The sequence below is a fragment of the Aerococcus urinaehominis genome (assembly GCF_001543245.1).
Taxonomy (GTDB): domain Bacteria; phylum Bacillota; class Bacilli; order Lactobacillales; family Aerococcaceae; genus Aerococcus; species Aerococcus urinaehominis.
In genome coordinates this window covers 499,001-524,642 of sequence record NZ_CP014163.1, presented here as the reverse complement: position 1 = coordinate 524,642, position 25,642 = coordinate 499,001, and the positions used below count along the sequence as shown (strand labels likewise).

24 protein-coding genes are annotated in these 25,642 nt (G+C 41.2%); 19 read left to right on the top strand and 5 right to left on the bottom strand.

Annotation, left to right across the window (positions count from 1 at the left end):
• Positions 1 to 184 precede the first annotated feature (184 nt).
• From pepV to pheT, 6 genes are all read left to right on the top strand, one after another.
• Positions 185 to 1,579: a dipeptidase PepV gene (pepV, locus tag AWM75_RS02355; RefSeq protein WP_067977766.1), complete on the top strand. Its 1,395-nt coding sequence runs from the start codon at positions 185 to 187 to the stop codon at positions 1,577 to 1,579.
• On the top strand, positions 1,579 to 2,340 hold the full coding sequence (locus AWM75_RS02350; protein ID WP_067977763.1) for a TrmH family RNA methyltransferase: 762 nt from the start codon (positions 1,579 to 1,581) through the stop codon (positions 2,338 to 2,340). Before pepV ends, AWM75_RS02350 begins: the two co-directional genes overlap by 1 nt.
• A gap of 15 nt (positions 2,341 to 2,355) precedes the next feature.
• A complete protein-coding gene (locus AWM75_RS02345) occupies positions 2,356 to 2,961 on the top strand; it encodes an HD domain-containing protein (protein ID WP_067977761.1) in 606 nt (201 codons plus the stop codon).
• On the top strand, positions 2,954 to 3,307 hold the full coding sequence (locus AWM75_RS02340) for a winged helix-turn-helix transcriptional regulator (RefSeq protein WP_067977759.1): 354 nt from the start codon (positions 2,954 to 2,956) through the stop codon (positions 3,305 to 3,307). The genes AWM75_RS02345 and AWM75_RS02340 overlap by 8 nt, the downstream gene beginning before the upstream one ends.
• Positions 3,308 to 3,602: 295 nt before the next feature.
• On the top strand, positions 3,603 to 4,640 hold the full coding sequence (pheS, locus tag AWM75_RS02335) for a phenylalanine--tRNA ligase subunit alpha (protein ID WP_067977756.1): 1,038 nt from the start codon (positions 3,603 to 3,605) through the stop codon (positions 4,638 to 4,640).
• Between the two features lie 13 nt (positions 4,641 to 4,653).
• The gene (gene pheT / locus AWM75_RS02330; RefSeq protein WP_067977754.1) at positions 4,654 to 7,083 is read left to right on the top strand and encodes a phenylalanine--tRNA ligase subunit beta; all 2,430 of its coding nucleotides are present in this window, start codon (positions 4,654 to 4,656) and stop codon (positions 7,081 to 7,083) included.
• Positions 7,084 to 7,497: 414 nt separating this feature from the next.
• Here pheT and AWM75_RS02325 read toward each other — a convergent pair whose 3' ends face one another.
• Positions 7,498 to 8,853, bottom strand: coding sequence for an ISL3 family transposase (locus AWM75_RS02325; protein ID WP_067977752.1), 1,356 nt, complete (start codon positions 8,851 to 8,853; stop codon positions 7,498 to 7,500).
• Positions 8,854 to 9,115: 262 nt separating this feature from the next.
• On the opposite strand from AWM75_RS02325, the gene AWM75_RS02320 reads away from it, so the two are divergent.
• Both AWM75_RS02320 and pta read left to right on the top strand, forming a co-directional pair.
• The gene (locus tag AWM75_RS02320; RefSeq protein WP_067977749.1) at positions 9,116 to 10,597 is read left to right on the top strand and encodes a gluconokinase; all 1,482 of its coding nucleotides are present in this window, start codon (positions 9,116 to 9,118) and stop codon (positions 10,595 to 10,597) included.
• Positions 10,598 to 10,680: 83 nt separating this feature from the next.
• Positions 10,681 to 11,670: a phosphate acetyltransferase gene (gene pta, locus AWM75_RS02315; protein ID WP_067977747.1), complete on the top strand. Its 990-nt coding sequence runs from the start codon at positions 10,681 to 10,683 to the stop codon at positions 11,668 to 11,670.
• A gap of 136 nt (positions 11,671 to 11,806) precedes the next feature.
• Here pta and AWM75_RS02310 read toward each other — a convergent pair whose 3' ends face one another.
• Together AWM75_RS02310 and AWM75_RS02305 are read right to left on the bottom strand one after the other, a co-directional pair.
• Entirely contained in the window at positions 11,807 to 12,793 is a 987-nt protein-coding gene (locus AWM75_RS02310; protein ID WP_067977745.1) for a sulfatase-like hydrolase/transferase, read from the bottom strand.
• A gap of 62 nt (positions 12,794 to 12,855) precedes the next feature.
• The gene (locus AWM75_RS02305) at positions 12,856 to 13,503 is read right to left on the bottom strand and encodes a sulfatase-like hydrolase/transferase (protein WP_067977742.1); all 648 of its coding nucleotides are present in this window, start codon (positions 13,501 to 13,503) and stop codon (positions 12,856 to 12,858) included.
• Positions 13,504 to 13,647: 144 nt separating this feature from the next.
• Between AWM75_RS02305 and AWM75_RS02300 the strand changes: the two genes are divergently transcribed.
• A complete protein-coding gene (locus tag AWM75_RS02300) occupies positions 13,648 to 14,565 on the top strand; it encodes a nucleoside hydrolase (RefSeq protein WP_067977740.1) in 918 nt (305 codons plus the stop codon).
• A 102-nt stretch (positions 14,566 to 14,667) separates the two neighbouring features.
• Here AWM75_RS02300 and mgsA read toward each other — a convergent pair whose 3' ends face one another.
• A complete protein-coding gene (mgsA, locus tag AWM75_RS02295; protein ID WP_067977737.1) occupies positions 14,668 to 15,117 on the bottom strand; it encodes a methylglyoxal synthase in 450 nt (149 codons plus the stop codon).
• Between the two features lie 97 nt (positions 15,118 to 15,214).
• On the opposite strand from mgsA, the gene murI reads away from it, so the two are divergent.
• From murI to AWM75_RS02280, 3 genes are read left to right on the top strand one after another with little or no spacing between them, the layout of a single operon-like run.
• Positions 15,215 to 16,042: a glutamate racemase gene (gene murI, locus AWM75_RS02290; protein ID WP_067977734.1), complete on the top strand. Its 828-nt coding sequence runs from the start codon at positions 15,215 to 15,217 to the stop codon at positions 16,040 to 16,042.
• Complete coding sequence (locus AWM75_RS02285) at positions 16,035 to 16,643, top strand: XTP/dITP diphosphatase (protein WP_067977732.1); 609 nt, start codon at positions 16,035 to 16,037, stop codon at positions 16,641 to 16,643. The genes murI and AWM75_RS02285 overlap by 8 nt, the downstream gene beginning before the upstream one ends.
• Positions 16,643 to 17,140 carry a YfcE family phosphodiesterase gene (locus AWM75_RS02280; RefSeq protein ID WP_067977729.1) on the top strand — a complete coding sequence of 166 codons (498 nt, stop codon included), beginning with the start codon at positions 16,643 to 16,645 and terminating at the stop codon, positions 17,138 to 17,140. Before AWM75_RS02285 ends, AWM75_RS02280 begins: the two co-directional genes overlap by 1 nt.
• 150 nt (positions 17,141 to 17,290) lie before the next feature.
• On the opposite strand, the gene AWM75_RS02275 is transcribed toward AWM75_RS02280, so the two are convergent.
• The gene (locus AWM75_RS02275; RefSeq protein ID WP_067977727.1) at positions 17,291 to 18,136 is read right to left on the bottom strand and encodes a mechanosensitive ion channel family protein; all 846 of its coding nucleotides are present in this window, start codon (positions 18,134 to 18,136) and stop codon (positions 17,291 to 17,293) included.
• A 170-nt stretch (positions 18,137 to 18,306) separates the two neighbouring features.
• Here AWM75_RS02275 and AWM75_RS02270 point away from each other — a divergent pair, with 170 nt between their 5' ends.
• The 7 genes from AWM75_RS02270 to AWM75_RS02240 all read left to right on the top strand — a co-directional run bounded on the left by AWM75_RS02270 (position 18,307) and on the right by AWM75_RS02240 (position 25,405).
• Positions 18,307 to 18,828, top strand: coding sequence for a DUF948 domain-containing protein (locus AWM75_RS02270; protein WP_067977725.1), 522 nt, complete (start codon positions 18,307 to 18,309; stop codon positions 18,826 to 18,828).
• A gap of 20 nt (positions 18,829 to 18,848) precedes the next feature.
• The gene (locus AWM75_RS02265) at positions 18,849 to 19,529 is read left to right on the top strand and encodes a YtxH domain-containing protein (RefSeq protein WP_074572561.1); all 681 of its coding nucleotides are present in this window, start codon (positions 18,849 to 18,851) and stop codon (positions 19,527 to 19,529) included.
• A gap of 209 nt (positions 19,530 to 19,738) precedes the next feature.
• Positions 19,739 to 20,749, top strand: coding sequence for a catabolite control protein A (gene ccpA, locus AWM75_RS02260; RefSeq protein WP_067977723.1), 1,011 nt, complete (start codon positions 19,739 to 19,741; stop codon positions 20,747 to 20,749).
• A 127-nt stretch (positions 20,750 to 20,876) separates the two neighbouring features.
• Complete coding sequence (locus AWM75_RS02255) at positions 20,877 to 21,767, top strand: diacylglycerol/lipid kinase family protein (RefSeq protein ID WP_158320148.1); 891 nt, start codon at positions 20,877 to 20,879, stop codon at positions 21,765 to 21,767.
• 60 nt (positions 21,768 to 21,827) lie between these two features.
• On the top strand, positions 21,828 to 22,559 hold the full coding sequence (locus AWM75_RS02250; RefSeq protein WP_067977718.1) for a YebC/PmpR family DNA-binding transcriptional regulator: 732 nt from the start codon (positions 21,828 to 21,830) through the stop codon (positions 22,557 to 22,559).
• A gap of 85 nt (positions 22,560 to 22,644) precedes the next feature.
• Positions 22,645 to 23,982: an NAD(P)/FAD-dependent oxidoreductase gene (locus tag AWM75_RS02245; RefSeq protein WP_067977716.1), complete on the top strand. Its 1,338-nt coding sequence runs from the start codon at positions 22,645 to 22,647 to the stop codon at positions 23,980 to 23,982.
• A complete protein-coding gene (locus tag AWM75_RS02240) occupies positions 23,957 to 25,405 on the top strand; it encodes a helix-turn-helix domain-containing protein (protein WP_067977713.1) in 1,449 nt (482 codons plus the stop codon). The genes AWM75_RS02245 and AWM75_RS02240 overlap by 26 nt, the downstream gene beginning before the upstream one ends.
• The last annotated feature ends 237 nt before the right edge of the window (positions 25,406 to 25,642 follow it).

Genomic DNA, 25,642 nt, shown 5'->3' with positions numbered 1-25,642 from the left:
AATATGTTTATATGACGAGGCCTGTGATTTTAATCACAGGTCTTTTTAAGTTATTGTTTCGTTTTTTGTAAATTAAGATTGGGCCTGCTTTTTAAATTTCAATTTAGCTAGTATTTAGTAAGCGCAAGGTCTGAGACTTGAAATTTTATGTGGTATAATAAGGGTCATGATAGGAGGAGTAATTATGGCCATAGATTGGAAAGCAGAAGTGGAAAGTCGTAAGGATGATCTGCTAGCAGATTTAAGTGACTTATTAAGTATTGAAAGTATTCGCAATGATGATTTAGCTACAGCTGATGCACCAGTTGGGCCCGGGCCTAAAGCGGCCTTAACGGCCTTTTTAGACTTAGCCAAGCAAGATGGTTTTACGACTAAGTCGGTTGCTAATTTAGCTGGCCATGCTGATTATGGTGAAGGTGATGAAATTCTTGGTGTCATTGCGCATGTCGATGTCGTTCCGGTTGATAACCTCTGGGACACTGACCCTTTTAAGCCAGTGGTTAAGGACAACCGGCTTTATGCCAGAGGGGCTAGTGATGATAAGGGGCCACTAATGGCTGCCTACTACGGTCTAAAGATTATCAAGGATTTACAGCTACCACTTAGCAAAAAAGTCCGCTTTATTATTGGAACGGACGAAGAATCCAACTGGCAGTGCATGGATGCCTATTTTGCTGAAGAGTCTAAACCAGACTTTGGTTTTTCACCTGATGCTAATTTCCCAATTATTAATGGTGAAAAAGGGCTATATTCTAGCCGTCTCGACTTCCCAGCCTTGGCGGGAGACTTACTTAGTTTTGAAGCTGGGCAACGTGAAAATATGGTACCAGCCCAGGCTACTGCACGTTTGGCAAAGCTTAATTTGGAGACTAGTCAGGACCAGGTGGACCACTATGCCCAGACCAACCAAGTAGAAGTTATCCTGAATCAACTGGATAATGGTCAAGTTGACATTAAGCTGAAGGGCCAAGCTTCGCACGGGGCTCAACCTGAAAATGGCCTTAATGCTGGCGCCTACTTAGCAGACTTACTCACTCAGTTAGATTTTGCTGGTAATGACCAAGCCTTCTTAAGCTTCACTAGTCAGCTCTTAAAAGACGATCACTTTGGTGAAAAATTGGCGATTGCCCATGAAGATGATATTATGGGCCGGTTGACTATGAATCCTGGTGTCTTTAAAGGAGACCAAACTGGTGGCCATATTCTCCTAAATATACGTGTCCCTAAGGGCTTAGACTTTAGTGATATTGATAAGCAACTTGTTAAATGGGGAGAAACATATGGATTTACAAGCCAAGTTGGTAGTAAGACCAATAAACCACCGCATTATGTGCCGGCAGACGACCCCTTGGTAGAGACCCTATTAGATGTTTATCACCGGCAAACTGGTCTGCCAGCCCATGAAATGTCAATTGGTGGGGGTACTTATGGCCGCTTGCTTGATCGTGGTGTCGCTTATGGGGCTATGTTCCCTGATAGTGTTGACACCATGCACCAAGCCAATGAATTTATTGACTTAGATGATCTATGGGCGGCGACAGCTATTTATGCTGAAGCAATTTATGAGCTAGCAAAATAATGATTAGTTCTAAACAAAACCCACTTATAAAAGCAGCAAAGAAACTTACTAGTCGCAAGGGAAGACGCCAAGCCCAGGCTTATCTCATTGAGGGGCCGCATTTATTGGAAATGGCCGTCCAAAGTCAACAACTTATCAAGTTAATACTAGTAACAGCAGCTGCCCAGCGTAGCTTACCTGACAATTTAGATATATCAGCCTATACGGTTGAAGAAATTAGCCCAGACTTAGCAGACTATTTGAGTCAAACGCCCACTACCCAGGCAGTTTTTGCCGTAGTTGCGATGAAAACTCCTCAACCAATTTTTGACCAAGCCCCCCTATTAATTTTAGACCAGGTCCAAGATCCAGGGAATGTTGGAACGCTTATTAGGACTGCAGCAGCTTTTAATTATGGCGGGTTAGTCTTAGGTAAGGGTAGCGTCGACCTATATAATGAAAAAACACTGCGATCAGCCCAGGGGAGCCACTTTTATTTGAACTGTTACCAGGCTGACCTTGATGAATTGCTCCCCCAGTTACAGGCGCAAGGTTATCAATTGGTGGCTTCTAATTTAGATGATCATGCTACTAGCATCAACGACCTAAACTTAGACCAAGCTTGGGCCATTATTTTAGGTAATGAAGGGCAGGGCGTGAGCCAAGATTTCATAGATATGGCTGACAGCCAGGCTTATATCCCGATGGGTCCGGGCGCAGAATCTCTTAATGTAGCTGTTGCTGGTGGTATTTTCATGCAACATTTTAATAATTTGGACTAGGAAGGAAGTGGTAAGATGCCGGATCAAGATTATGCTTGGAAAAGTGATGTGCATTTTCAAGCAATTATCGCCGATATCAAGGACCACCCTTTTGTTACTGATTTAAAAAGGTACCCCCAGCATATTCATGGTAACCGCTATGTTCATTCATTTGCGGTAGCTTATTATAGTTACAAAATCTGCAAGGCCTTACGCTGGGATTATGTAGCGGTGGCTCACGCTGGTCTTTTACACGATTTATTTTATTACCAACAAGGTGAAGTCAGTTTTTCAAAAGGGAACCACCTAACCAATCATCCCAAGATTGCATTGATTAATGCGCGTTTAGTGACTGATTTAACACCGAAAGAAGAAGATATTATCCTGAAACATATGTGGTTGGCTACAGCAAAATTGCCGCGTTATAAAGAGTCTTTTGTGGTGACCTTTGTCGACAAATATGTCGCTGTTGATGAGTATGTTAGGCCAACCACTAGACAGTTACTAAAAGCTTTCAGGCAATTTTTATTAAGAATCGTGTTTCCGCGTGTTAGATCAGCAAGACAATCTGACCAAATTGAAGACGTTGCTGAAGAAATTGAAGATACAATAGAAGAAAATGAGGAGAGTAATAATGAGTGAAGTAGAACCGGCCTGTATGTGCCCTAAGTTAGAGGTAGCAGTTAACATTTTAGGTAAAAAATGGAATGGTGCCATTATCTACCATCTTATCAATCATCCCCAACGTTTTTGCCAATTGCGAGATAGTATTGAGGGCATTTCTGACCGTGTATTAATAGAGCGTTTACGAGAATTAAGCAAGCAAGGTCTGGTTGCCAAATGTGATGAACAGGGGAATTATCAAGCAAAGGGTAATTGCTATGGTTTGACCAGTATGGGCCAGGCTATGGAACCAGTTTTGGCTGATCTCCATACTTGGGCTCAAGACTGGGTGTGTTTAGATAAAGCGCAAGAAAATGTTTCTTGATATTGACCCCCGACCATTTTATAGCTAAAATAAGAATTGAACTCAATGACGGAAGACGTGTTTAGCAGTAAGATTGTCCAGGAAGGGTGGGCTTGGACTGGAATCCACCCCAATTTTAGCTAATCGCTTTCACTTCCTGAGAGGGTACCGGGAGTAGATACAAAAGGTACCACGGTCGCGCGTTATAGCGAATGAGTGTAGCCGGTTTGCCGGCTAAACTAGGGTGGTACCGCGATTCCTCGTCCCTTTTTAGGGGCGAGTTTTTTTGTCTCAAATATAATTAAAGGAGCTTAGTATGGACATCATTGCCAATTTACAAGAAATCGAAGCAGAATTATATCAGAAGATTGACCAGGCAGAAAGCTTGGCTGATATAAAAACAATCAGAATTGAATATTTAGGTAAGAAGGGCCCGATTACTCAGGCCTTAAGAGAAATGAAAAATATCTCTAATGAAGACCGTCCTAAGGTAGGGACCTATGCCAATAATATGAAGCAAAAAGTTGGCCAATTATTGGATGAAAAAGAGGCTAAACTTGAAGCAGCTGCCTTGGATGAACAACTAGCTGCTGAAGCCCTAGATGTTACCCTGCCAGGTGAACCCGATAAAATTGGTACACCTCATATTATTAGCCAGGTGATGACTGAGATTGAAGATTTGTTCTTAAGTCTTGGTTACGAGGTAATCACTGGCCCTGAAGTAGAGTCTGACTACTATAATTTTGAGCGTATGAACCTACCGCAAAACCATCCAGCTCGTGATATGCAAGATACCTTTTATATCAATGATGAAATTCTTTTGCGGACCCACACCTCACCGGTACAGGCTCGGACCATGGACCAACATGATTTTAGTCAAGGACCACTGAAGATGATCAGTCCTGGTAAGGTCTACCGCCGTGATGATGATGATGCGACCCATTCTCATCAATTCCACCAAATTGAAGGCTTGGTTGTTGGAGAAAATATAACACTAGCCGATCTTAAGGGGACACTAGAAGTATTTGCCAAACATGTCTTTGGTGAGGACCGAGAAATTCGTCTTCGTCCGAGCTACTTCCCCTTTACTGAGCCGTCAGTAGAAATTGATATTTCTTGCTTTAAGTGTGGCGGCCAAGGATGTAATATCTGTAAGCAGACTGGTTGGATTGAAATTTTGGGTGGTGGCTTGGTTCATCCAAATGTCTTAGAAATGTCTGGCTTGGATAGTAAAAAATACACCGGTTTTGCCTTTGGCTTAGGACCTGACCGAGTAGCCATGCTCAAGTATGGAGTGGATGATATCCGCCACTTCTACCAAAATGACTTACGTTTCTTAAAACAGTTTTCTTAAAGGAGTTTAGTCTATGTATATTTCTTATCAATGGTTGAAAGACCTAGTTGACCTGTCTGATATTGATGTGGACCGTCTTAGCCAGGATATGTCATTAACAGGTCTAGAAGTAGAGGGTGTTGATAATCTCGGCGCTGGCTTGAAGAAAATAGTTGTTGGCCATGTACTTGAATGCGAGGACCACCCCGATTCAGACCACCTCCATATCTGTCAAGTAGATGTGGGCGAGGAAGAAGCTTATCAGATTGTATGTGGTGCCCCTAATGTCGCAGCTGGTCAAAAGGTCATTGTGGCGCTGCCTAACTCACGGATTGCTGGTAATGTAAAAATTAAAAAAGGGAAATTAAGAGGCCAAGTTTCCATGGGGATGATTTGTAGCCTAGAAGAGTTAGGCATTTCAAACGCAGTGGTGCCCAAAGCCTACGCAGATGGGATTATGGTCTTGGATGAGGATGCGCCAATTGGCACATCAATTGTTGACTACCTGCATTTAGATGATCCAGTTATCGAGGTGGATATTACCCCTAACCGGGCCGATGCCCTATCTATGTACGGGGTTGCCCATGAAGTGGCCGCGATATACGATAAAGCAGTTAGCCTTCCTGAAGTTGATATGTCAGCTTTTTCAGGAGACCTACAGGCTGATTTTGACTTAGTAGTCGATGATCCAGACTTAGTCCCTGAATATAATGCCTTTATGGTTAAAAACATTAAGGTAGCTGAAAGTCCCCTGTGGTTACAAATGCGCTTAATCAAGGCCGGCGTTCGTCCCATTAATAATGTAGTGGATATCACTAACCTGGTATTAATGACTTACGGACAACCTCTCCATGCCTTTGACTATGACCGTCTTGGCAGCGGAAAAATTCAGACCCGTTTAGCCAGACCAGGCGAAACTTTAGTGACCCTTGATGGTGTTGAACGTCAACTGACTAGTGAAGATATCGTGATTACTGATGGTAGCCAACCAGTAGCCTTGGCTGGTGTTATGGGTGGTTTAGCGACAGAGGTAGAAGACGACACTACTACTGTGCTGATTGAAGCAGCCGCTTTTGAACCCGGTCATATCCGGACGACAGCTCGTAAATTTGGCTTGCGGTCGGAGTCTAGTCTGCGTAATGAGCGTGGTATTAATGTGGCAACCATTCAAGAAGCTGGCGCCTATGCTGCCCAATTGATGGTCGAATTGGCTGGTGGTGAAATTGTGGCTGGTGTTGCCAGTCAATCTCATCTAGATAAGTCACCAATTGAAGTATCTACTAGTGTCGAATACATTAACAGTCAATTAGGGATGACCATGACTTATGACGAAATCGCTAAAATTTTTGATCAATTAGCCTTTGAGATGACAGGTGATGAAAGCAACCAATTTACAGTTGCTGTCCCACGCCGGCGTTGGGATATTGCCATTCCCGAAGACCTTGTAGAAGAAGTCGCCCGAATTTATGGCTATGATAAAATTCCTTCTTCGCTACCAGAGATTGTGACTACTAATGTTGGTTTATCTGCTAGCCAGGCACTTCAGCGTCACAGTCGTCAAATTATGGAAGCCCTTGGTTTCGATCAGGTTGTAGCCTATAGTCTGGTTAGTCCAGATGAGAGCCAGGCCTTCCCACAAAATAACCAGTCAGCTATCCAACTAGATTTTCCAATGAGCCAAGACCGACAAGTGATGCGGAAGAACTTAGTGGGAAGTTTGATGACAATCGCAGCCTATAATAGCAACCGCAAAAATAAAAATCTACAACTCTATGAACTAGCAAGCTTATATAATTGGCAAGATGATGGTCAAGTTAGTCAGACAAACCATCTAGCTGGCTTGTGGACCGGTCAGGCTCAAACGGGGACCTGGCAACATGCGGCCAAACCAGTTGATTTCTATGCGCTAAAAGGAAAATTTGTCCAATTATTAGCGAGTTACCAGCTCAAAGGGGAGTTGGTCTTTAAAGCCAATACAGATTTGGTTGACATGCATCCAGGCCGGACTGCTGATGTTTTCTTAGTTGACCAAGCGGGTACTAGCCATCGCTTGGGTTACCTAGGCCAAGTCCACCCTCAGACGGCTAGTCGCTATGATTTAGATGAGGTTTATATCTTTGAAATTTCACTCAGTCAGATTGAAGCAGCAGATAAAATAGAGATGGTGCAAGAACCACTGGCTAAGGTGCCAGGATCTAGCCGTGATATTGCTTTATTGGTTGATGATCAAGTGACTAACCAAGAAATTCTTGACCTAATTAAGGCAAGTGCCAGTCAATATCTAGTCAACATTCGTCTCTTCGACCTTTATCAAGGGGACAATATTTCAGCTGGTAAGAAATCTATGGCTTATCAACTTCATTACTTGAATCCACAAGAAACCTTGCGCGATGAAGAAGTTAACCAAGATATTGAGAAAATCACTAAAGCACTTGAAGAGCAACTAGGTGCAAGTATTAGATAATTTTTAAAAATTACTGATTTATATCATGATAAGTAACCTTAGTAAAGACATGGCTTAAATATTTAAAAAAGCAGTTAGCGGGTATAGATAACCAGCTAACTGCTTTTTATGGCTCTTTGTCAAATAGTGTTGGTGATATTAAAGATTGAAGTTTTGACTTCGGTCTTTTTTATTTTTCTAGCCATAGGCTAGAGTCTCCAGAGAATTGGTCATCTGTTCAACAGCCATGGCACCGGTTCGAGCCAAGGTCTCTCACCTCGCCAGCCTCAAACAAGCTGTAGTCAATCGCTATATCCGTACGTCGCTTTGCTCCTACGGCTCTAGGATTGTCACAGCTTGTATTTCTTTGGCGTGCTTAACATGGCTAACAGATGCCCATTCTCTTCCGCCTCTAGTAAAAAAATATCTTTTAACTTAGGCACATAGTGTTCTAGATTCTGTATCTAGCTTTTCAATCTTTCTATTTATGATAGGTTTATTTTCCCTCTTTACCTCATATGATTTAAAGGAAAGAAAAGCCCTTGCCCTTAAATGATAAAAATTGCGGTAACCAAATTCGGAACGCTTAATATTCTTAATTTTATTATTCATACCCTCAATTGGCCCATTGGAAAGTGTATAACGAAAGCTATTGATAATAGCAGGTAAGTATTTGAGCAGAGTATTCATCGTTTTTCTCAATTTTTTTGGGAGCCGTTGGCTCTTATTGCGACTAATTGTATGTAGGAAAGCATTGATATTCCCTGTTTTAAGGTGATATTTGAGCTCGTTCACGACATCATAGACTTTTCTAAATTTACTGTCGATATTAAGCATAAATTCAACTATACCTGCTTCTGTTATAAGGCCATCAAATAAGCGATGTGTGCGGTAATTAACACTATTCAGTGCTTCTTGGTTCTTTAAAATCAGCTTCCATAACTGTTTCAATTTCCGATAGTGTGTTGATTGCTTAGGTTGTTGATTCATCACAAGAATCCGTTGGCTATTCAAAGTCTGATTCAGTAGTTGAACAATATGGAATCGGTCAATAATAATTTTCGCATTTGGAAAGATTTGTTGTAAAAAATCATAATAAGGTGAGTACATATCCATGGTAATCGTTTCAACTAGCTTTCTCTTTTCCAGAGGGAAACGCATAAAATAATCTCTTAAATAAGCTTGCGTCCGATCTTCTAATATATCAAATAAACGATGATTAGCTGCTGCATCCACTAGGATGCAAGACATAGCACCTGAGACATTTTTAACAGATTTAAACTCATCAATAGATAAATGCCTAGGTAGTTGCCGGTAACTTTGTTTGAATTGTTTAGCAGTCGATTCAAGCAGACGAATAACAGTAGAATTTGAAATATTAAGTTTTTTAGCGATTAAGGTCATACTTTGCGACTCTGATAATTCTTGTATCGCTAAACACTTGATTTGGCGACTAATAAAGCAATTTTTAGCAACTAGATTAGAAGAGGCTGTAAACGTAATTTGGCAATTTTTACAGAAAAATCGCTGTTTTTTTAATACTAAAGAGATTGGTTGTGTGTTGAATTCACCTATTAAAATGCGCGATAGTTTATAACCATGCTTAATAATACTAGCTTGGTCAGCCTCCTTACGGAGGCAACTCGGACAGCTGTCTGGTTGATAAGTTAGTGTGCCGTAGATTACTTTATGAGTCACTTGTTTAATCTTTTTAATCGTTACCTTGTCCTCTAATTTAATATTTTCGTCTGTAATACTTAATAGGTTTTTGATACAATCATTTTGAGCCATGTGAATTCTCCTTTTTAGTTTTGTGTGACAACTTAATTATAAAGAATTCACTGGCTTTTTGTGATTCTAAATAAAAAAGGTGTCAGTGAGTTTTTACTCACCAACACCAAAAAGTATAGAACCCTTTTTATATGGTCCGTGGTCTTATTAAGTAAAAATAATTAAGCTTGATCATCAAAAAGATTTTGAAAATTTTGAAAGCATTTTCCTGCAAATATGTTAAACTAGTAGCGACTAACTATAAGCGAATTGAGGTGACTTGATGGTAATAGTCATTGACCTAGGAACCAGTCATATAAAAGGGGCCGTTGTTGATAGCGACTTACATGTTAAATACGCCAGTAGTCAAGCTGTGGACATGCAAGCACCCGATGAACTCAGCCGAACAGTATCACCTAACCAGGTGTTTAGCGCTGTCGTGACGATTTTAAAGGATTTATTAGCCCAATATCCAGCTGTCAAACGTGTGATTTTTTCAGCACAAATGCATAGCATCTTAGTAGCTAACCAGTCTAAGGAAGTGGTACTAGCAGCTATGACATGGGCGGATAATCAAGCGATAACAGTGGCAGATTTAATCAAGAATGGCCATTATCAAGAAGACTTGTTGCAGCGCACGGGAACCCCAGTCCATCCGATGAGTCCCTTAGTTAAACTAATATATCTTCAGGCTGCCCATCCCTTTCTATTGGGCGATGAAGCCAATAAGATTATGGGGCTGAAGTCTTTTGTAATCTGGCGTTTAACAGACCAGCTAGTTATTGATGTGGGTCAGGCTTCAACGACTGGTCTATTACGAACAGCTAAGGGTAGCTGGGACCGAGATATATTAGCTGTGCTGGGCATATCTTTAGAAAAAATGCCGCAAATAGTTGGCGCTTTGGATAAATTTAAGATTGACCCAGTCGCGGCACAAAATCTAGGTCTACCAACTGATATAGAATTTCAGTTGGGGTCTAGTGACGGGGCGCTAGCTTCTTACGCCTTAAAAAATAATTCTAGACGCCAACCGGTCTTAGTTTCTGTTGGTACTAGCGGCGCAGCCCGTTATCTGACCAGTGAAGGACTAAAAGGGGGTAATCTTAACCTCTTTTCATATTTAGTCGGCTCGCCCAGCAATGATTATATTATTGGGGGGCCAGTAAACAATGCGGGTAATGTGCTCGTTTGGGCCATAGACAAGCTTGCTGACTGCCATGATTTTTCAGCTTGTTGGAAGCAGGTATTAAGTCAGCCCTTACGTGAAGAGGGGCCATTTTTCCTGCCCTATTTAAATGGTGAGCGGGCACCTTATTGGAATGCTCACTTAACGGCGAGCTTTTCAGGGCTGAGATTAAATCATTCCAAGACTGATATGTTACGCGCAATATTTGAAGGTGTTTTTTACAATTTAAGGATGGTCATTGAGCAAATTTACTGCTTGCTTGACGATGAAGCACCTTTAATTGTTAACAGTCAGCTAGCCCGTCATGATATATTTGCCCAGGAAATAGCCAACTTATTTGGCCGGACCATATATTTAGACCACTCTAATCGAGATGCCAGTATACTGGGGGCTGCTAAACTAGCCATGGAAAAACCGGATGATAAATTTGATATCGGTAAACTTAAGGTTTTTCATCCGCAAACTAGTAGCCAGGCCGCTTACCAAGCTAAGTACTACGCCTTTAAAAAATTAGCTGATCAAGCTGATCAGGCCGCGCGATTAGAGTTTGATGAGCAAGAAGGTCGGTTTGAATTATAAAGCAAGCATAAAATTGACGCAGATTTCTGACAAACGCTTTCTTTTGTAGTATAGTAAAGGTATCAAGTAATGGAGGTTTTACTATGGGAATGTTTGATGATTTATCAGCAAAAGTTAAGGGTAAAGGCTACCGTATCGTCTTTCCTGAGGCATTAGATACCCGGATTCAAGAAGCTGTTGTACGTTTAAAAGGAGAAAATATTTTAGAGCCAGTCTTACTAGGTAATCCTGACCAAGTTAAGGCATCTGGCCAAGAACATGGCCATGATTTAACCGGTATTGAAATTATTGATCCTGAAAATTATGATGGTTTTGATGAAATGGTAGCTGCCTTTGTTGAACGTCGCAAGGGTAAAGCAAGTGAAGAACAAGCGCGCGAAATCCTTAAGGATGAAAACTATTTTGGTACCATGTTAGTCTATCAAGACAAAGTTGATGGTTTAGTCTCTGGCGCAGTGCACTCAACTGGTGACACTGTCCGTCCAGCCCTACAAATTATTAAGACTAAACCAGGCGTATCGTTAACTTCAGGTGCCTTTATTATGGTTCGTGATAGTGACCGTCATAGCGAACGCTATGTTTTTAGTGATTGTGCCATTAACATCAATCCTAATGAGCAACAATTAGCTGAAATTGCAGTTGAGTCAGCTAAGACAGCGCAAATGTTTGATATTGATCCAAAAGTGGCCATGCTGTCATTCTCAACCAAGGGATCAGCTTCAAGTCCAGAACAAGAAAAAGTAGCTAAAGCAACTGAGATTGCTCAAGAGCTAGCACCAGAATTAGCGATTGATGGTGAGTTACAATTTGATGCAGCCTTCGTTGAATCTGTCGGTAAACAAAAGGCTCCAGAATCTAAAGTGGCTGGTGAAGCAACTGTCTTTGTTTTCCCTGAAATTCAATCTGGTAACATTGGCTATAAGATTGCCCAACGTTTGGGTGGCTTCCAAGCCATTGGTCCAATTCTACAAGGTATGAACAAACCTGTTTCTGACCTTTCACGTGGCTGTAATGCAGAGGATGTTTATAAGTTGGCAATTATTACCGCTAACCAAGCCCTGAATGCTGAATAAATTTTTTGAATATTTGATTAATCTTACCAGCGGGTTGAACCCGCTGGTTTTTTTTAAATACGCAAATTTATAGCATTAATCAGTAAAAAACCATGCAAGCCTAGCCTGCATGGTCATTTTTAGCTAAATTCGATTTTTAGATTCCCCGAGCCTTAGTTACTTTAGGTTTGGTGTCCAAAGTTTTTTGGTCGACTAGGCCATCGGCAATGGCTTTGTCATTTAGGCTCTTAACATATTCTTCATAGTTAGATAGGAAGGCAACCTGTTCCCAGTCACCTGTAGGTAGGTCAGGTTGGTTGGCTTGGTTTTCACCAGGTGTTGTCCGGCCGGCTAGGATAGCTTCTTCAAGCGCAGCCATCAATTCTTCAACGACTTCAGGATGGTCAGCAATCACATTATTGGTTTCAGATAGGTCATCACGTAGGTCATAGAGTTCAGCTGGTTGGAAGACTTCTTTATAATCTTCGATTTCACGTTGGTAGTCCATCTTCATACCACCATCTTTTACTACATTTAACTTCCAGAAATCGCGACGGATAGAGAAACCACCATTGACTGCGGAGTGAATAATATCTTGACGAACTGCTTGGTCGTTACCCTGCCATAGAGCGAGGTTAGAATAGCTATCTTCAGCGACATTATCAGCTAAATCTGCTTCTAAGATTTCAGCAATTGTTGCGTAGAAGTCAGAGTGAGAAATCATTTGATTAGAAGTGGTACCAGCTGGAATCAGGTTAGGATAGCTGACGATAGTTGGTTCACGGTGTCCACCTTCCCAAATATGCATCTTGTGACCACGGAGACCATTAGATGGATCGTGACCTTGTTCTTGCATTTTAGGGATATCAATAATAGACGATGCACCATTATCAGAAGTGAAGATAAAAATGGTATTGTCATAGATGCCAGCTTGCTTCAGTTTGTCAGCTAGTTCGCCCACATAGCTATCTAATTGTAGGACGAAGTCGCCGTAATCGCCAAAGCCTGAAGTGCCCCGGAAGCGTTCATGAGGTAGAATCGGGCCGTGTACCAGATGGCTAGGGTAGTAAAGGAAGAATGGTTCATCTTTTGCAATAAATTCATCCATTACTTCTAGGGCCTTATTATGCATTTGGTCAGGCACATTATAGACAGAGTGCTCAGGTGCAGCTACACCTGCTTCAATAGAGCGCTGGGTATTCGTACCTACCCGAGAAATATTATGATCCCCATGGTATATTCTGGCATATAGAGGGGCTGGTCATTTTCAATAATGACATAAGGGCCTTGGTCTAGCGAAGCTGCGGTACCATAGAAGTAGTCAAAGCCGTACTGATTGGGACCAAAACTAATTGGTTTACTATAATCGATATCAGTACCGCGATAAACCGGCTCACCAGTGGTATTACCAAAGTAAGGACGTCCTTTTTGGTTTTCCGGCTCTTGGTCAGCATAGAATTCAGCCTCAATGCCGTAACGGTCATAGTCTTTTTCATCTTTTAAGGCCCACTCTAAACCTAAGTGCCATTTACCAATGGCTGCTGTATTATAGCCATGGTCTTTTAGCATTTGAGCTAGGGTTTTGCGGTCTTTTTCGATTAGTGTTAAGGCGTCACCTGGTGCAACTGAGCTCTTCAGCCGAGACCGCCAGTTGTAGCGGCCGGTTAAGAGGCCGTAGCGAGAAGGGGTACAGACCGCTGAAGTCGCGTGAGAATCAGTAAATTTCATCCCATCAGCTGCTAGAGCGTCAATATTTTTAGTGTTAATTTTTGACTCCGGATTAAAGGCAGATACATCGCCCATACCAAGGTCATCAGCGAATACTAAGACAATATTTGGTTTATTAGTAGACATAGAATTCCTCCTTCAAGTTGTTAAAATAATCTTAACATATTTTAAATTAAGATACTTACTTAACGATTATGAAAGCATTAAATTCCTATCTAATTAAGAAAGCGTTTCCTTTAAATGGTATAATTGACTAAAGGAGATGATTTTATGGTAAGACATGTCATTTTAGACACAGATCCTGGTATTGATGATGCGATAGCGATTGCCCTCTTACTAAATGAGCCGAGTATTCAAGTTGATTTAATTACTACAGTCGGTGGGAATGTTAACTTGGCTAAGACAGCCAAGAATGCGCTTAAATTAGTAGCGTTTTTTGAAAAGGATATTCCAGTGGCAGCTGGGAACCGAGGGCCTTTAGTTAGTGAATTTACTGATGCATCAGCAGTTCATGGCCAGTCAGGTATGGATGGTTATGATTTCCCAGAACCAGATATGACTAAGCTCTCTAAAGATCATGCAGTTATTGCCCTCAAAGAGCAAATATTATCGAATCCAGATAAGACAACCTTACTAGCAGTGGGGCCCTTGACCAATATTGCTTTGTTGTTTAGCCAGTATCCAGAGGTAATTGATAAAATTGAAGAATTAATCATTATGGGAGGTGCTTTCACTCGGGGAAATAAACGAGTTATGGATGAGTTTAATATTGGCACTGACCCGGAAGCGGCCCAGATGGTCTTTAAAAGTTCAGTCAAAAAGACAATGGTCGGCTTAGAAATTGGTGCTATTGCGACAGTTTCCATGGCTGATGCTGAAAAATTGGCTAGTCATAATGAAACAGGGAAGATGTTGCTAGGCTTGCTCAAGGCCTACCGGACCATTGAACGGGATGGCGAATTTGAAATGTACGATCCAACAGCTGTGGCCTATTTATTAAAACCAGAAATATTTGAAACTGTCGATTGTAATGTTGAAGTGGAATTAGCTTCAAGCCTTACTTACGGCCAAACAGTGGTTGATTTAGACCATAAGACTGACCGTCCAGTTAACTGTACCGTCCCTGTTAATGTTGACCGGCAAGCCTTTAAAGATTGGTTTAACCAGGGACTCTCACGTGCTAAGTAATATTTAAATATATGGGCTTCAAGTCATTGGAGCCCTTTTTTATTGTAAAATAAAAGAGCTGAGAGTAATTACTCCCAGGCTCCTACAATCCAAAGCGATTATTTATTTGGCTCGACCATTTTCAATATTGGCTTTGATATCTTTATTCATGCCGCCGTCATCATATTGTTTACGCCAGTCGACAAAACCGGCTTCTAGGCCACGAATGAGGACTTCAGCTGTACCGATATTAGTTGCTAGAGGCACATTATAGACGTCAGATAAGCGAATTAGGGCATTGACATCAGGTTCATGAGGCATAGCAGCCAGAGGGTCCCGTAAAAAGATAACGAGGTCCATCTCGTTTTCTGAGATTGCAGCTCCAATTTGTTGGTCCCCACCTAAAGGTCCAGACTTAAAGCGATGAACATTCAGGCCAGTAGCTTCAGCGACACGCAGACCAGTGGTTCCGGTTGCATATAGTTCATGCTTTTCTAAAATATGCTTGTAGGCAGTCGCAAAATTAATCATTAATTCTTTTTTGCTATCATGGGCAATTAAAGAAATCTTCATTTTATCGTCCTCCTTGTAATAGTGGGTCAAATTCTTGTAAAATTAGCTTCCTTGTTTGCTATAATTATACCATATTAAAAAGGAGTGAGGGGCGGCCATGCAAAATAACCCCATTGGCTTTATTGATTCTGGCGTTGGCGGTCTAACTGTCCTAAAGGCAGCCAAGGCACAATTAGGGCAAGAATCGCTAATTTATTTTGGCGATAATGCGCGGTGCCCATATGGACCCCGGCCAGCTGATCAAATACTGACCTATGTTAATCAAATTGTTGATTTTCTGCTTACTAAACAAATTAAACTTTTGGTAATTGCATGTAATACGGCAACGGCAGTTACCCTAAATGCTTTACAAGCCCGTCTAGATATCCCAGTTGTTGGTGTTATTATGCCGGGTGTTAAAGCAGCCTTGGCTGCTAGCCAAGCTGAGGGCCGGATTGGCATCATAGCTACTGAAGGGACGATTAATAGCCAAATCTATCAAGAGCTACTGCTAGACCAGGCTAAAGATTTAAAACTTTATCCCTTGGCTTGTCCGGAATTCGTTGACTTAGTTGAAGAGCGGCAAGTTTACAGCTCTGACCAGATTCAAACGACGGTTAGCCGCAAGTTGGCTGATTTAAAAAAGCAAGATTTAGATGCCTTAATACTAGGCTGTACCCACTTTCCACTAATTGAAAAAGAAATAGGTTTAGCGGTGGGTAACCAGGTGCAGCTGATTAATTCTGGGCGTGAAGCGATTAAGGATGTTAAGGCAGTTTTAAATCAATTTAACCTAAGAGCCAGTGATAACCACCTGCCGTCTTACCATTATTATACGAGTGGAGATGTGGGTCAATTTAAGTCTATCGCACAAGCTTGGCTAGGAGACCATATCCACGTTGATCATATCGATTTAAAAAACGAGATGGAGGAAGCCCATGACTAAGAAAGTAATTATTGCGACAAAAAATCCAGGCAAGGCAGCTGAATTTAGCGAGATGTTTGCTAAATTTGATATTCAGGTAGAAACGCTACTTGACCACGCTGAGATTGCGGATATCGCGGAAACTGGTAGCAGCTTTATGGAAAATGCTGGTATTAAGGCATCTGAAACTGCTAAACTATTGGGTCAGATAGTCATAGCTGATGATTCTGGTTTATGTATTGATGCTTTAGAAGGTCGGCCAGGTCTATATTCAGCCCGGTATGCTGGGCCTGAAAAAGATGATCAAGCTAATCGAACTAAGGTATTAACCGAAATGAAAGCTGTAGCTGATGAAGATCGGACTGCCCACTTTTTTACTGCTTTAGTAGTTGCTAATGCCAGCGGTGAAATTATTGCCCGCTATTCGGGCCGACTGGATGGCCTGATATTAAGAGAAGAGCAGGGTCAAAATGGATTTGGTTATGATCCGATTTTCTATGTCAAAGAAAAAGGTATGACAACAGCGGAAATGACAAGTGATGAGAAGGCTGCTATTTCTCATCGTGGTCAGGCCTTAGCTGCCTTGCAGGCTGATTTAGATGGAGGGAGACTGGTATTGTAATGAAAATTTTATTAGTTTCGGATAACCATGGTGACCAAGAGATATTAGACCAATTGGCTAGTCGCTATCATGACCAAGTAGATTTAATGCTACATCTCGGCGACTCTGAAGCTAAGGCTGATAACCTGATTTGGTCTTTAATGGATACTGTTAAAGGCAATATGGATTTTGAGTCTATGCCAACTATTCTCAATTATCAGCTGACTGAGCATTGTCAACTGACTATTACCCATGGCCACCTTTACAATGTCAATCGCCACCTTGATGATCTACTGGCCCTGGCTAAAATTGAAGGCAGCCAAATCGTTGCATATGGTCATACACATATCATGGATTACCAAGAAATAAATGGGATTACAGTCGTTAATCCTGGTTCGATTTCAAGACCAAGAGGGAGTTATCCAATGGGGTCCTTCGCTATATTAGAACTAGCAGGAGACCAAGTAAAAGGAGTAACTTTCTATAATAGGGATTTCGAAGTAATTGTTGAGAAATAAAAAGAGGCTGGGAGCTAAATCCCAGCCTCTTCGTATATATGTCCTAGTTAACCGCTGAATTTTCCGTATACCGTATGATTTTTTAAATAACTTGATAGTTTGAGTATATGCGCTTCAGACTAACAGTGATTTCCCTGCTAACTGGAAGAGTTATTTAGTAATTAACTCGTTTCCACTTGGTTGGTTGATATTAGCCTTATCCAAAGCATCAATCAAATGGGCATAGTACTTACCTTGAACTTGTAATTGTTCACCATTAACTGCTTTTAAGCGGACACGATAGATTAAGCGTCCATTGGCATCACGTTGCACACCTAAAATATTAGGAGCTTCAGCTAGTAATTTATCAGGGCTTAGATCTTCTAGGCGTTGGCTCACTGCTTGGCGAATCGCATCAGGGTCGGTATCTGCATAGATTAAGAGATCAATATCCACTCGCATCGGTGACCGCGATTGATTGGTCACGTCAGTAATATTACGGTTAGGAATATAGTGGACAGAACCATCAAAGTCGTTAACTATAGTTGTGCGGATGCCAACTCTAGCAACTTCACCGGAATAATCATTAATGACGACAGAATCGCCCACATCATATTGGTGTTCGAACAAGATAAAGAAGCCATTTACGACGTCAGAAACAAAGCCTTGAGCGCCAAGACCAATTGCCAAAGAAGCTACCCCGGCACCAGCTAGGAGGGCCGCTACCGGGACACCCACGATGGCTAATAAAGTATAAGCCAGTAGAAAATAGTAGGCATATTGAATGACATTTTGGACAAGATTATACATGGTTGAGTCACGACTAGGATTATGGCTATTGGCCATCAGTCTATTAAAGTAGATACTTACCAAGCGTTCGATAAGTTTCCGGATAACAGAGAATAATAAGATAATCAAAATAATCTGCACACCCTTAGTTAGGAGAGTGTTAAAAATTTTATCGTAATCAATTGATTGGAAATAATTAGCAAACCATGAAAAAATTTTTTCTAGCAAGTTCATTCCACCTTTCTTGTAGTCACTGTTATTCTAGCATAAAGGTGAAAATTAATTAGAAATATGCTTTAAAATTTTGTCAAACTTTCCAATAAATGATAGAATTAGGTAAATAAATGATAAGTAACCGTTTTATTGGCTATTTATCTTAATAAAGGAGTGGTTACTGGATGTCATGGAATGAAGTTGCTGCCTTGATTGCAGCGATCGCATTCGCCGTTTTAGTCATCTTTTTAGTCCTCTTTGTCCGTCAATTGACCAAAACTATTAGTGAGGTAACGGAGACAGTCGATGAAGTTAATAAAACGATTGCAGTCTTACGCCAGGATGTAGATGGTATCTCGCTAGAAGCACAGGGATTACTCAATAAGAGTAATACACTGCTTAATGATATTAACGGCAAAGTAGAACTAGTTGACCCGCTCTTCAAGGCAATTGGAGATGTTGGGGTAACTGTATCTGAAGTCAATGACTCGACCAAGCAGCTTGTTTTAAATGTAACAAGTACAGCCAATGACCAAGTTGATAAGGTTAAGGCTAAGGTCATTGAAAAAGAGGTGGCTAAGCCTGGTGAACTAGTTAGTGAACCCCAGGTATCAACGGTCAAAAAATTGGGCAAAACAGCCAAGGCTTTACGCGCTAATCGCCGTATTAAGAAGGCAGAGGCTCAATCAAAATCGCAAGCTTTTTAAGTCTAAGGAGGAAATAAATTATGTCAAACAATAATACTGGATCATTTTTATTAGGTGCTTTTGTCGGTGGTACTGTTGGTGCCGTAGCAGCTTTGCTATTTGCCCCTAAATCAGGTAAAGAGCTACGTCAAGATATCAACCAATCTGCGGTAGCTGTTCGCGACGCTGCGGTTGATTATGCTGATATTGCCGTTGAAAAAGGTAATGCCATTTATGATACTGCTTCAGCAGCAGCCGATGATATCCGGGTTAACCTAAAAGAATCTGCTGATACAATTAAAGATCAGTTAGCAACTTCTTCAGAGTTAGCTAGTGAGCAATATCAAGCAGCGCGCGATGAAGTATCTAGAGCTTACAATGAAGCTAAGGGTACTGTTCAAGCTGCAACTGATATGACTAAGGAAGAATTGTCTGCAGCTCAAGCTGAGGCAGCTGAGCTATCTGATAAGCATGCCGACAATGTTAAAGAAGCCTCACAACCATTAGTTGATAACGCTAAGAAATCAGCCGCTGATGCTAAAGATGTCGCTGGTGATGTTAAAGAATCTGCCGAAGAAACGGCTAAAGAAGCTAAAGAAACAGGTAAAGAAGCAGCTGACAAGGCTGGACAAAAAGCCGAAGAGCTAGCTGACAAAACAAAACAAGCAGCTAACCAAGCAGGTAATAAGGCCAAACAAGCGGCCAACCAAGCTAAAAAATAAAAAAATTAATATTTTATCAGCCAATACTAGCTGAGTGGAAAAGGGATTGCTTTAAGGCAGTCCCTTTTTTTGAAAAATTTTCATTTTATAAATCATCGCTAATATTTTTTCAGATATTTTCAGTAAACGCTTGCAAGATTAGTGTCAAGGTGGTATAGTTGTGGTAAAAATAGGTCTTTAAAATAAATCACTAAAGGAAGGATCTCAAAATGGAAAAACAAACAGTAACCATCTATGATGTGGCTCGAGAAGCTGGCGTATCAATGGCGACAGTTTCTCGGGTTGTTAATGGCAACACTAATGTTAAGCCCTCAACTAGAGAAAAAGTCATGAAAGTGATTGAGGCGCTTGATTACCGTCCTAACGCGGTTGCGCGTGGTTTAGCGAGCAAGCGTACCACTACTGTCGGTGTGATTATCCCAGATATTACCAATCTTTTCTTCTCTTCTTTAGCGCAGGGAATTGATGATATTGCGAAGATGTATAAATATAATATTATCCTTACTAATGCTGAAGAGGGACAGGAAGAGAATGCCCTGTCCAGTGTATTAGCCCGTCAAGTTGATGGTATTGTTTATATGGGACACTCACTTCCTGAAAATATCCGTAAAGAATTGAAAAGGTCACGTATTCCTGTTGTCTTGGCAGCCATGAATGATTCTAAAGAAGAATTCTCATCTGTGAATATTGATTATGAAACTGCTATTTATGAAGTTACCCAACGCTTAATTAAGTCTGGTAGACAACATGTTGCCTTTGTCGCGCAGGAAGATTATTTGGGTGATAACCAACCATCGCGTTTAAACGGTTACAAGCGAGCAATCAAAGTTTCCGATTTGCCAGTTGAAGAGGATTTGATTTTCGGTTTAAATCAAGGTAAATATAAAAATGCTTATGATTTTGCTGAAAAACTTAAGAATAGTCGGGCTGATGCTGCGGTTATTATTAATGATGAAATTGCAGCTGGCATTTTAAATTATTTACAAGACGAAGGGGTTAATGTGCCCGAAGATTTTTCATTGGTGTCATCTAATGATTCTGCTGTCGTGGAAATGGTGCGGCCGCGTTTAACGTCAATCTGTCCGCCATTATATGATATTGGGGCAGTTGCCATGCGGATCCTTACTAAAATGATGGATAAAGACGATGACGATGAGATTGATAAAGTGGTTACCTTACCTTATAAAATTTCAGAACGACAATCCACAAGAGATATATAATGTCATTGCTATAAGCCAGGCTCGAATTATTATTCGAGCCTGGCTTATTTTTTAGACTTTTATTAAGTTAATGATTATAATAAAATAAATTTCATGTTAAGGAGGGTGCCCAGCTATGCATCATTGTATGCTAGTAATAAATCCAACAGCTGGAAAAGAGACAGCTTTGGCTTACGAAAAAGATCTTACTAGAGCTTTAATGGCTCATTTCGACCAAGTCACCGTGCGCTATACTAAAAAGGCTGGAGATGCCAGCTTACTTGCTTTAGAAGCAGATCGTATGGGGTGTGATTGTTATTACGTGGTTGGTGGCGATGGCACCTTAAATGAAGCCGTCAATGGCCTTGCCCAATTAGCCAAGCCCTTAGTATTTGGTTTTTTGCCGATGGGAACTGTTAATGACTTAGCTAGAGTGCTCTCGATACCCTTAGCACCTGACCAAGCTATTGCTAGTCTAGCAGATTTTGAAACGCGTCCCCTGGATATCGGTCGCGTTAATGACCAGTATTTTGTTAACGTCATAGCTATCGGGGCAATCCCTCAGGCTGTTGTTAATACAAGCATTGCCGACAAGTCTAAGTATGGCTTTTTGGCCTATGTGAAAGATGGTATTAATGGCTTTTTAAATAGTCGGCCAGTTGATTTTTACCTGCAGATTGATAATTTTGATCGTCGTTTGCATACAGCGATGATTATTATTACCCTCACTAATAGTGTTGGCAGTTTTGAAAATATGGTTAAAGAAGCACGTCCCGATGATGGTAAATTGCATTTATTATCATTGGAACATGACAATTTATTCCGGGTGAGTCCAGATATTATACCGCAATTTTTTAGAGGATCGCTTTCAGATGTTGAAGGCCTCACCTACCATCAAGCAAAGAAAATTGTTATTGAAGCTGACCAGGCCTATGAAGCAAATGTAGATGGCGATCCAGGTCCTAGCTTACCTTTGGAAATAGAAGTTCTGCCTTCCTTTTTACAAGTTATCATGCCTAAGGGGCAGGGCCATATTTAAAAAGCTAGTAAAATTTGCTATAATGAACTATCAATACTATGTAGAAAGAAGTGATCCTCTTTGGCAGGACATAATAAATGGAGTAAAATTAAAAACTCAAAAGGTATTGCTGATGCCAAGCGCGCTAAGCAATTTCAAAAACTTTCACGGGAAATTTATATGGCTGTAAAACAAGGTGGCCCAGATCCAGATGCCAATCCAACCTTGCGTTTAGCTATGGACCGAGCCAAGGCAGCCAATATGCCTAATGATAATGTGAAGCGGGCTATTGATAAGGGATCTAATAATAACGTTGATGAGTCCTACGATGAAGTAATTTATGAAGGTTATGGTCCGGATGGCTTGGCTATTTATGTGGTTACTCTGACAGATAATACGAATCGTACCTTAACCAATGTGCGCACTATTTTTAATAAAAATGGTGGTAATCTTGGGGAAAATGGCTCAGTAGCCTTTATGTTTGACCGCAAGGGATACATTGCGATTGAACGTCAGGGTCTTGATATTGATGAAGAAGAGATGTTTATGGCTGCTGTAGAGGCGGGTGCCGAAGATCTGCAAGCCGCTGATGATGTTTTTGAAATTTATACCCAAGCAAGTGACTTTGCAAGCGTGCGGGATAATTTAGAGGCAGATGGGTATAAATTAGCCACTGCTGAATTAACCATGATTCCAAATATTATGGTTGAAGTCAGTGAGGGTAATCTGACCCAGGCGGAGAGCCTAATAAGTAAGCTGGAAGATGACGATGATGTTCAGGACGTTTATTACAACGCTGAATTAGATGTGTAGATAGATTAAGACCGGGCCCTTTGCCTGGCCTTTTTTATATCTTAAAACGCTAGTCTTTTAACCTTATTCGAGAGGAGAACTAGGCATGAACATAGCCATAATCGGTGCATCCTATGCGGGAATTGCTGCTGCTAACCGGGCGCGTTATCGTTATCCTCAGGCTGAAATTTGCCTTTTTGAAAGTCAAGCTCATGTCGGAATAAAGCCAGCTGGAATTGCGAATTTAAGTTCAGATCAAGCTGCTAACGAGGACTTGGTCAAGCTTGATTCGGGGGTGGTCTTAAAATTAGCCAGCCAAGTGATTGCGATAGATTCCCAAGCATCTAGTTTAACCTATCTAGAAAGTGAAACAGGGCCGTATCAGTATCAGTATGATTATTTAATTCTAGCAATGGGGAGTCAACAAGTAGAAAGTAAGCTAAGAGAAGACTTTGGTCACTTTATAATTGATTTATCTAACCAAGCCAGTCGTCAAGCTAGTCGTAAAATTTTAGACCGATCCCAGTCAATATTAGTTGTCGGCGGTGGACAAGTCGGTTTAGAAGGTGCAAGCTATCTAGCTGGTATGGGCAAGACTGTTACCTTAGTTGAAGCCAATGACCAGCTAGCTTTTAAGTATTTTGACCAAGCTATCGCTGATGCTATAAAGAATATTTTAACAATTCAGGGCGTAAAAGTAGAGACTAGTACCAGTTATCATCAGCTTGACCTAGTGGGTAACCATTTAGCCGTCCATTGTCAAAATCAGACATTTTTAACAGATGCTCTCTATATCGCTAACCAAGTACGGCCTAATAATGGCTTAATCCGTGACCAGTTAGTCTTGGACATGGATGGCACGATTAAAACAGATGCTTATATGCAGACCTCAGTAACAAATATTTTTGCCTGTGGCGATTTGGTCAAAGTGAATTTTGCTGATTTAGGACAACGCTATTACCAGCCTTTGGTTAGCCATGCAGTTTTGACAGGCCAGATTGCAGCTGATAATTTGACCTTTCCCCGCCAGGCTATGCCCCAAGTTTATCGGACGACTGTTATGGATTTGGGTAATTACCAGATTTTTTCTAGTGGTTTAACAAAAACTGAGGCTGATTATTACTTTACTAATGTGACCAGTTGCTATCAGTCGGACGGCTATCATATCTTTATAATGACTGATAGTTATTATGGCTCATTACGGGGCCTACAAGTCATAGCACCTAAGGATGATCCAGGTCTTAGGGCCATCATTGGCCAGGCAACTACGGCTATTCAAAATAAGTTGACGATCGACCAGTTGTGTCAGCAGGCCAATGTACTGGTTGGACAAAAACTGGTTTATTGTCCAGCATGGTGTCAGGCCCTTTGGACTCATCAGGATTTGATCAAGCAAGTCGGAAAGGGGGGGCTATCTGATGCGGTTGAGTCAGTTGATGGTTAAAAGCCAGGCCATCCAATATCAAATGCTAAGCCAATTGGCCTGCCAAGCTGAGCCCCATGAAGTCAAACAGCTGGCTAGCCAATTAAAAATTAGCCTGGCGACCTGTGAAAAATATCTGGCTCAAATTAATGACCTAGCCAGAAATGAGCAGGTCCCCCTAATTTTAAATAGGCGAGCTGACCAGGTGCGCTTGGTCATGGGACCTGAATTAGGCTGGCAAGCTATCAGTCAGCTTATGGTTGTAGAAAGTACTTATTTCCAAATCCTTGATTATTTGTTTAAGCAAGGTCAATTTACTAATGGTTGGTTAGCTGATAGTCTGGCAATTAGCGAGGCAACGCTCAATCGTAAAATCAGTGAGCTCAACCAGATTTTAGCTGATTTTAATCTGCAGGTGAAAAACGGACAGTTGAAAGGTAGTAAACACCAAGTGGCTTACTTTTACTACCAACTATATAGTTTGTTACTTGGCCCAGATGAGCGTGATGAATTAGTGAAAAACTACCAGATAAGAGATTATCTCCCTTATTTTGAAGCCATTAATAAGGGCCCCTTTAAGCCGCAAGCAGCTTATGATTTATTATTGTGGCTCTATGTTCATCAACAAGTTAGCTACCAGGATTTAGGTCAAGATCACAGCTTGTGGCCCGATAAAATCATGAATCACTATCAGAATCAGGCCATATATCAACGCATTCGCCACCATCTAATCCACTATTATGGCCGTCAAGCTGGTCCAATTAATGAGGCAGATATTTTTTGTCATTTCGTCTGGTTACTTTCGCATGGTGTCCTCTCCCATGCTAGTCATTTGCAAATTCTGGGTTTTGGTGGCCCCATTACAGCGGCCACTAATCTGACCATCCATGCCCTGTCTAGTCAGGGATTAGGACAGAGTCGGTTGCGTGAAGTGGTTATGTACCAAACTAGTCAGATTTATGCCCAGCGTATCTTTTTCACAGGAGCAGTGGTTGATGACTTTGCTATTAGCCAAGCTAAAGCCTCGGCTTATGTAAAAAGTGAAAATCAGATTGATAGCCTGCTTAGGCAAGTCGACAAGCAAATTTATAAAGACAATGTCCTAGGCCAGGGTGATATGGATTTAGCCAACAGTATGGCCTTGGCTCGGCTGGTCCAATACATTAGATTGCCTAAGCCTAGTCAAATAAAAATAGGCCTGGTCCTGTCAGCTGACCGGCCGCAAGTGGATCTAGTGTTAGCTAGACTCAAGCAAGCAACCGCTAATAGCCCAGAAGTAACGATTAGTCTTTATGATGACCAGGAAGATTATGACTATTTGCTTGTCGGGCCTAACCAGACTTACCAGAGTGACCAGACCTATTACCGAATGAAAGGATGGGCTTGCCAACTTGACTTGGACCATTTAATGGCTTACTTAGAACAAGTGGCAAGTTCAATATAAAGAGGGCGCAACAAGAAGTATCCTGAACGGAATCCTTGGAATAGAAGATGGCCAATATGGCAGGTATTGTGTCGGATTTTGTGAAAGGACTTCAGTTAACAATGAGAGCCCAGGACTTTAACAGTCCTAGGCTCATTATTTATGCTTTTAATGATAAAAAGACTAATTAGTAGCTTAGTTTGTAAGTACAGTTAGATTAAAATCGCAAAAATTTTTTAAAATGCTAAAAAGTTAAGG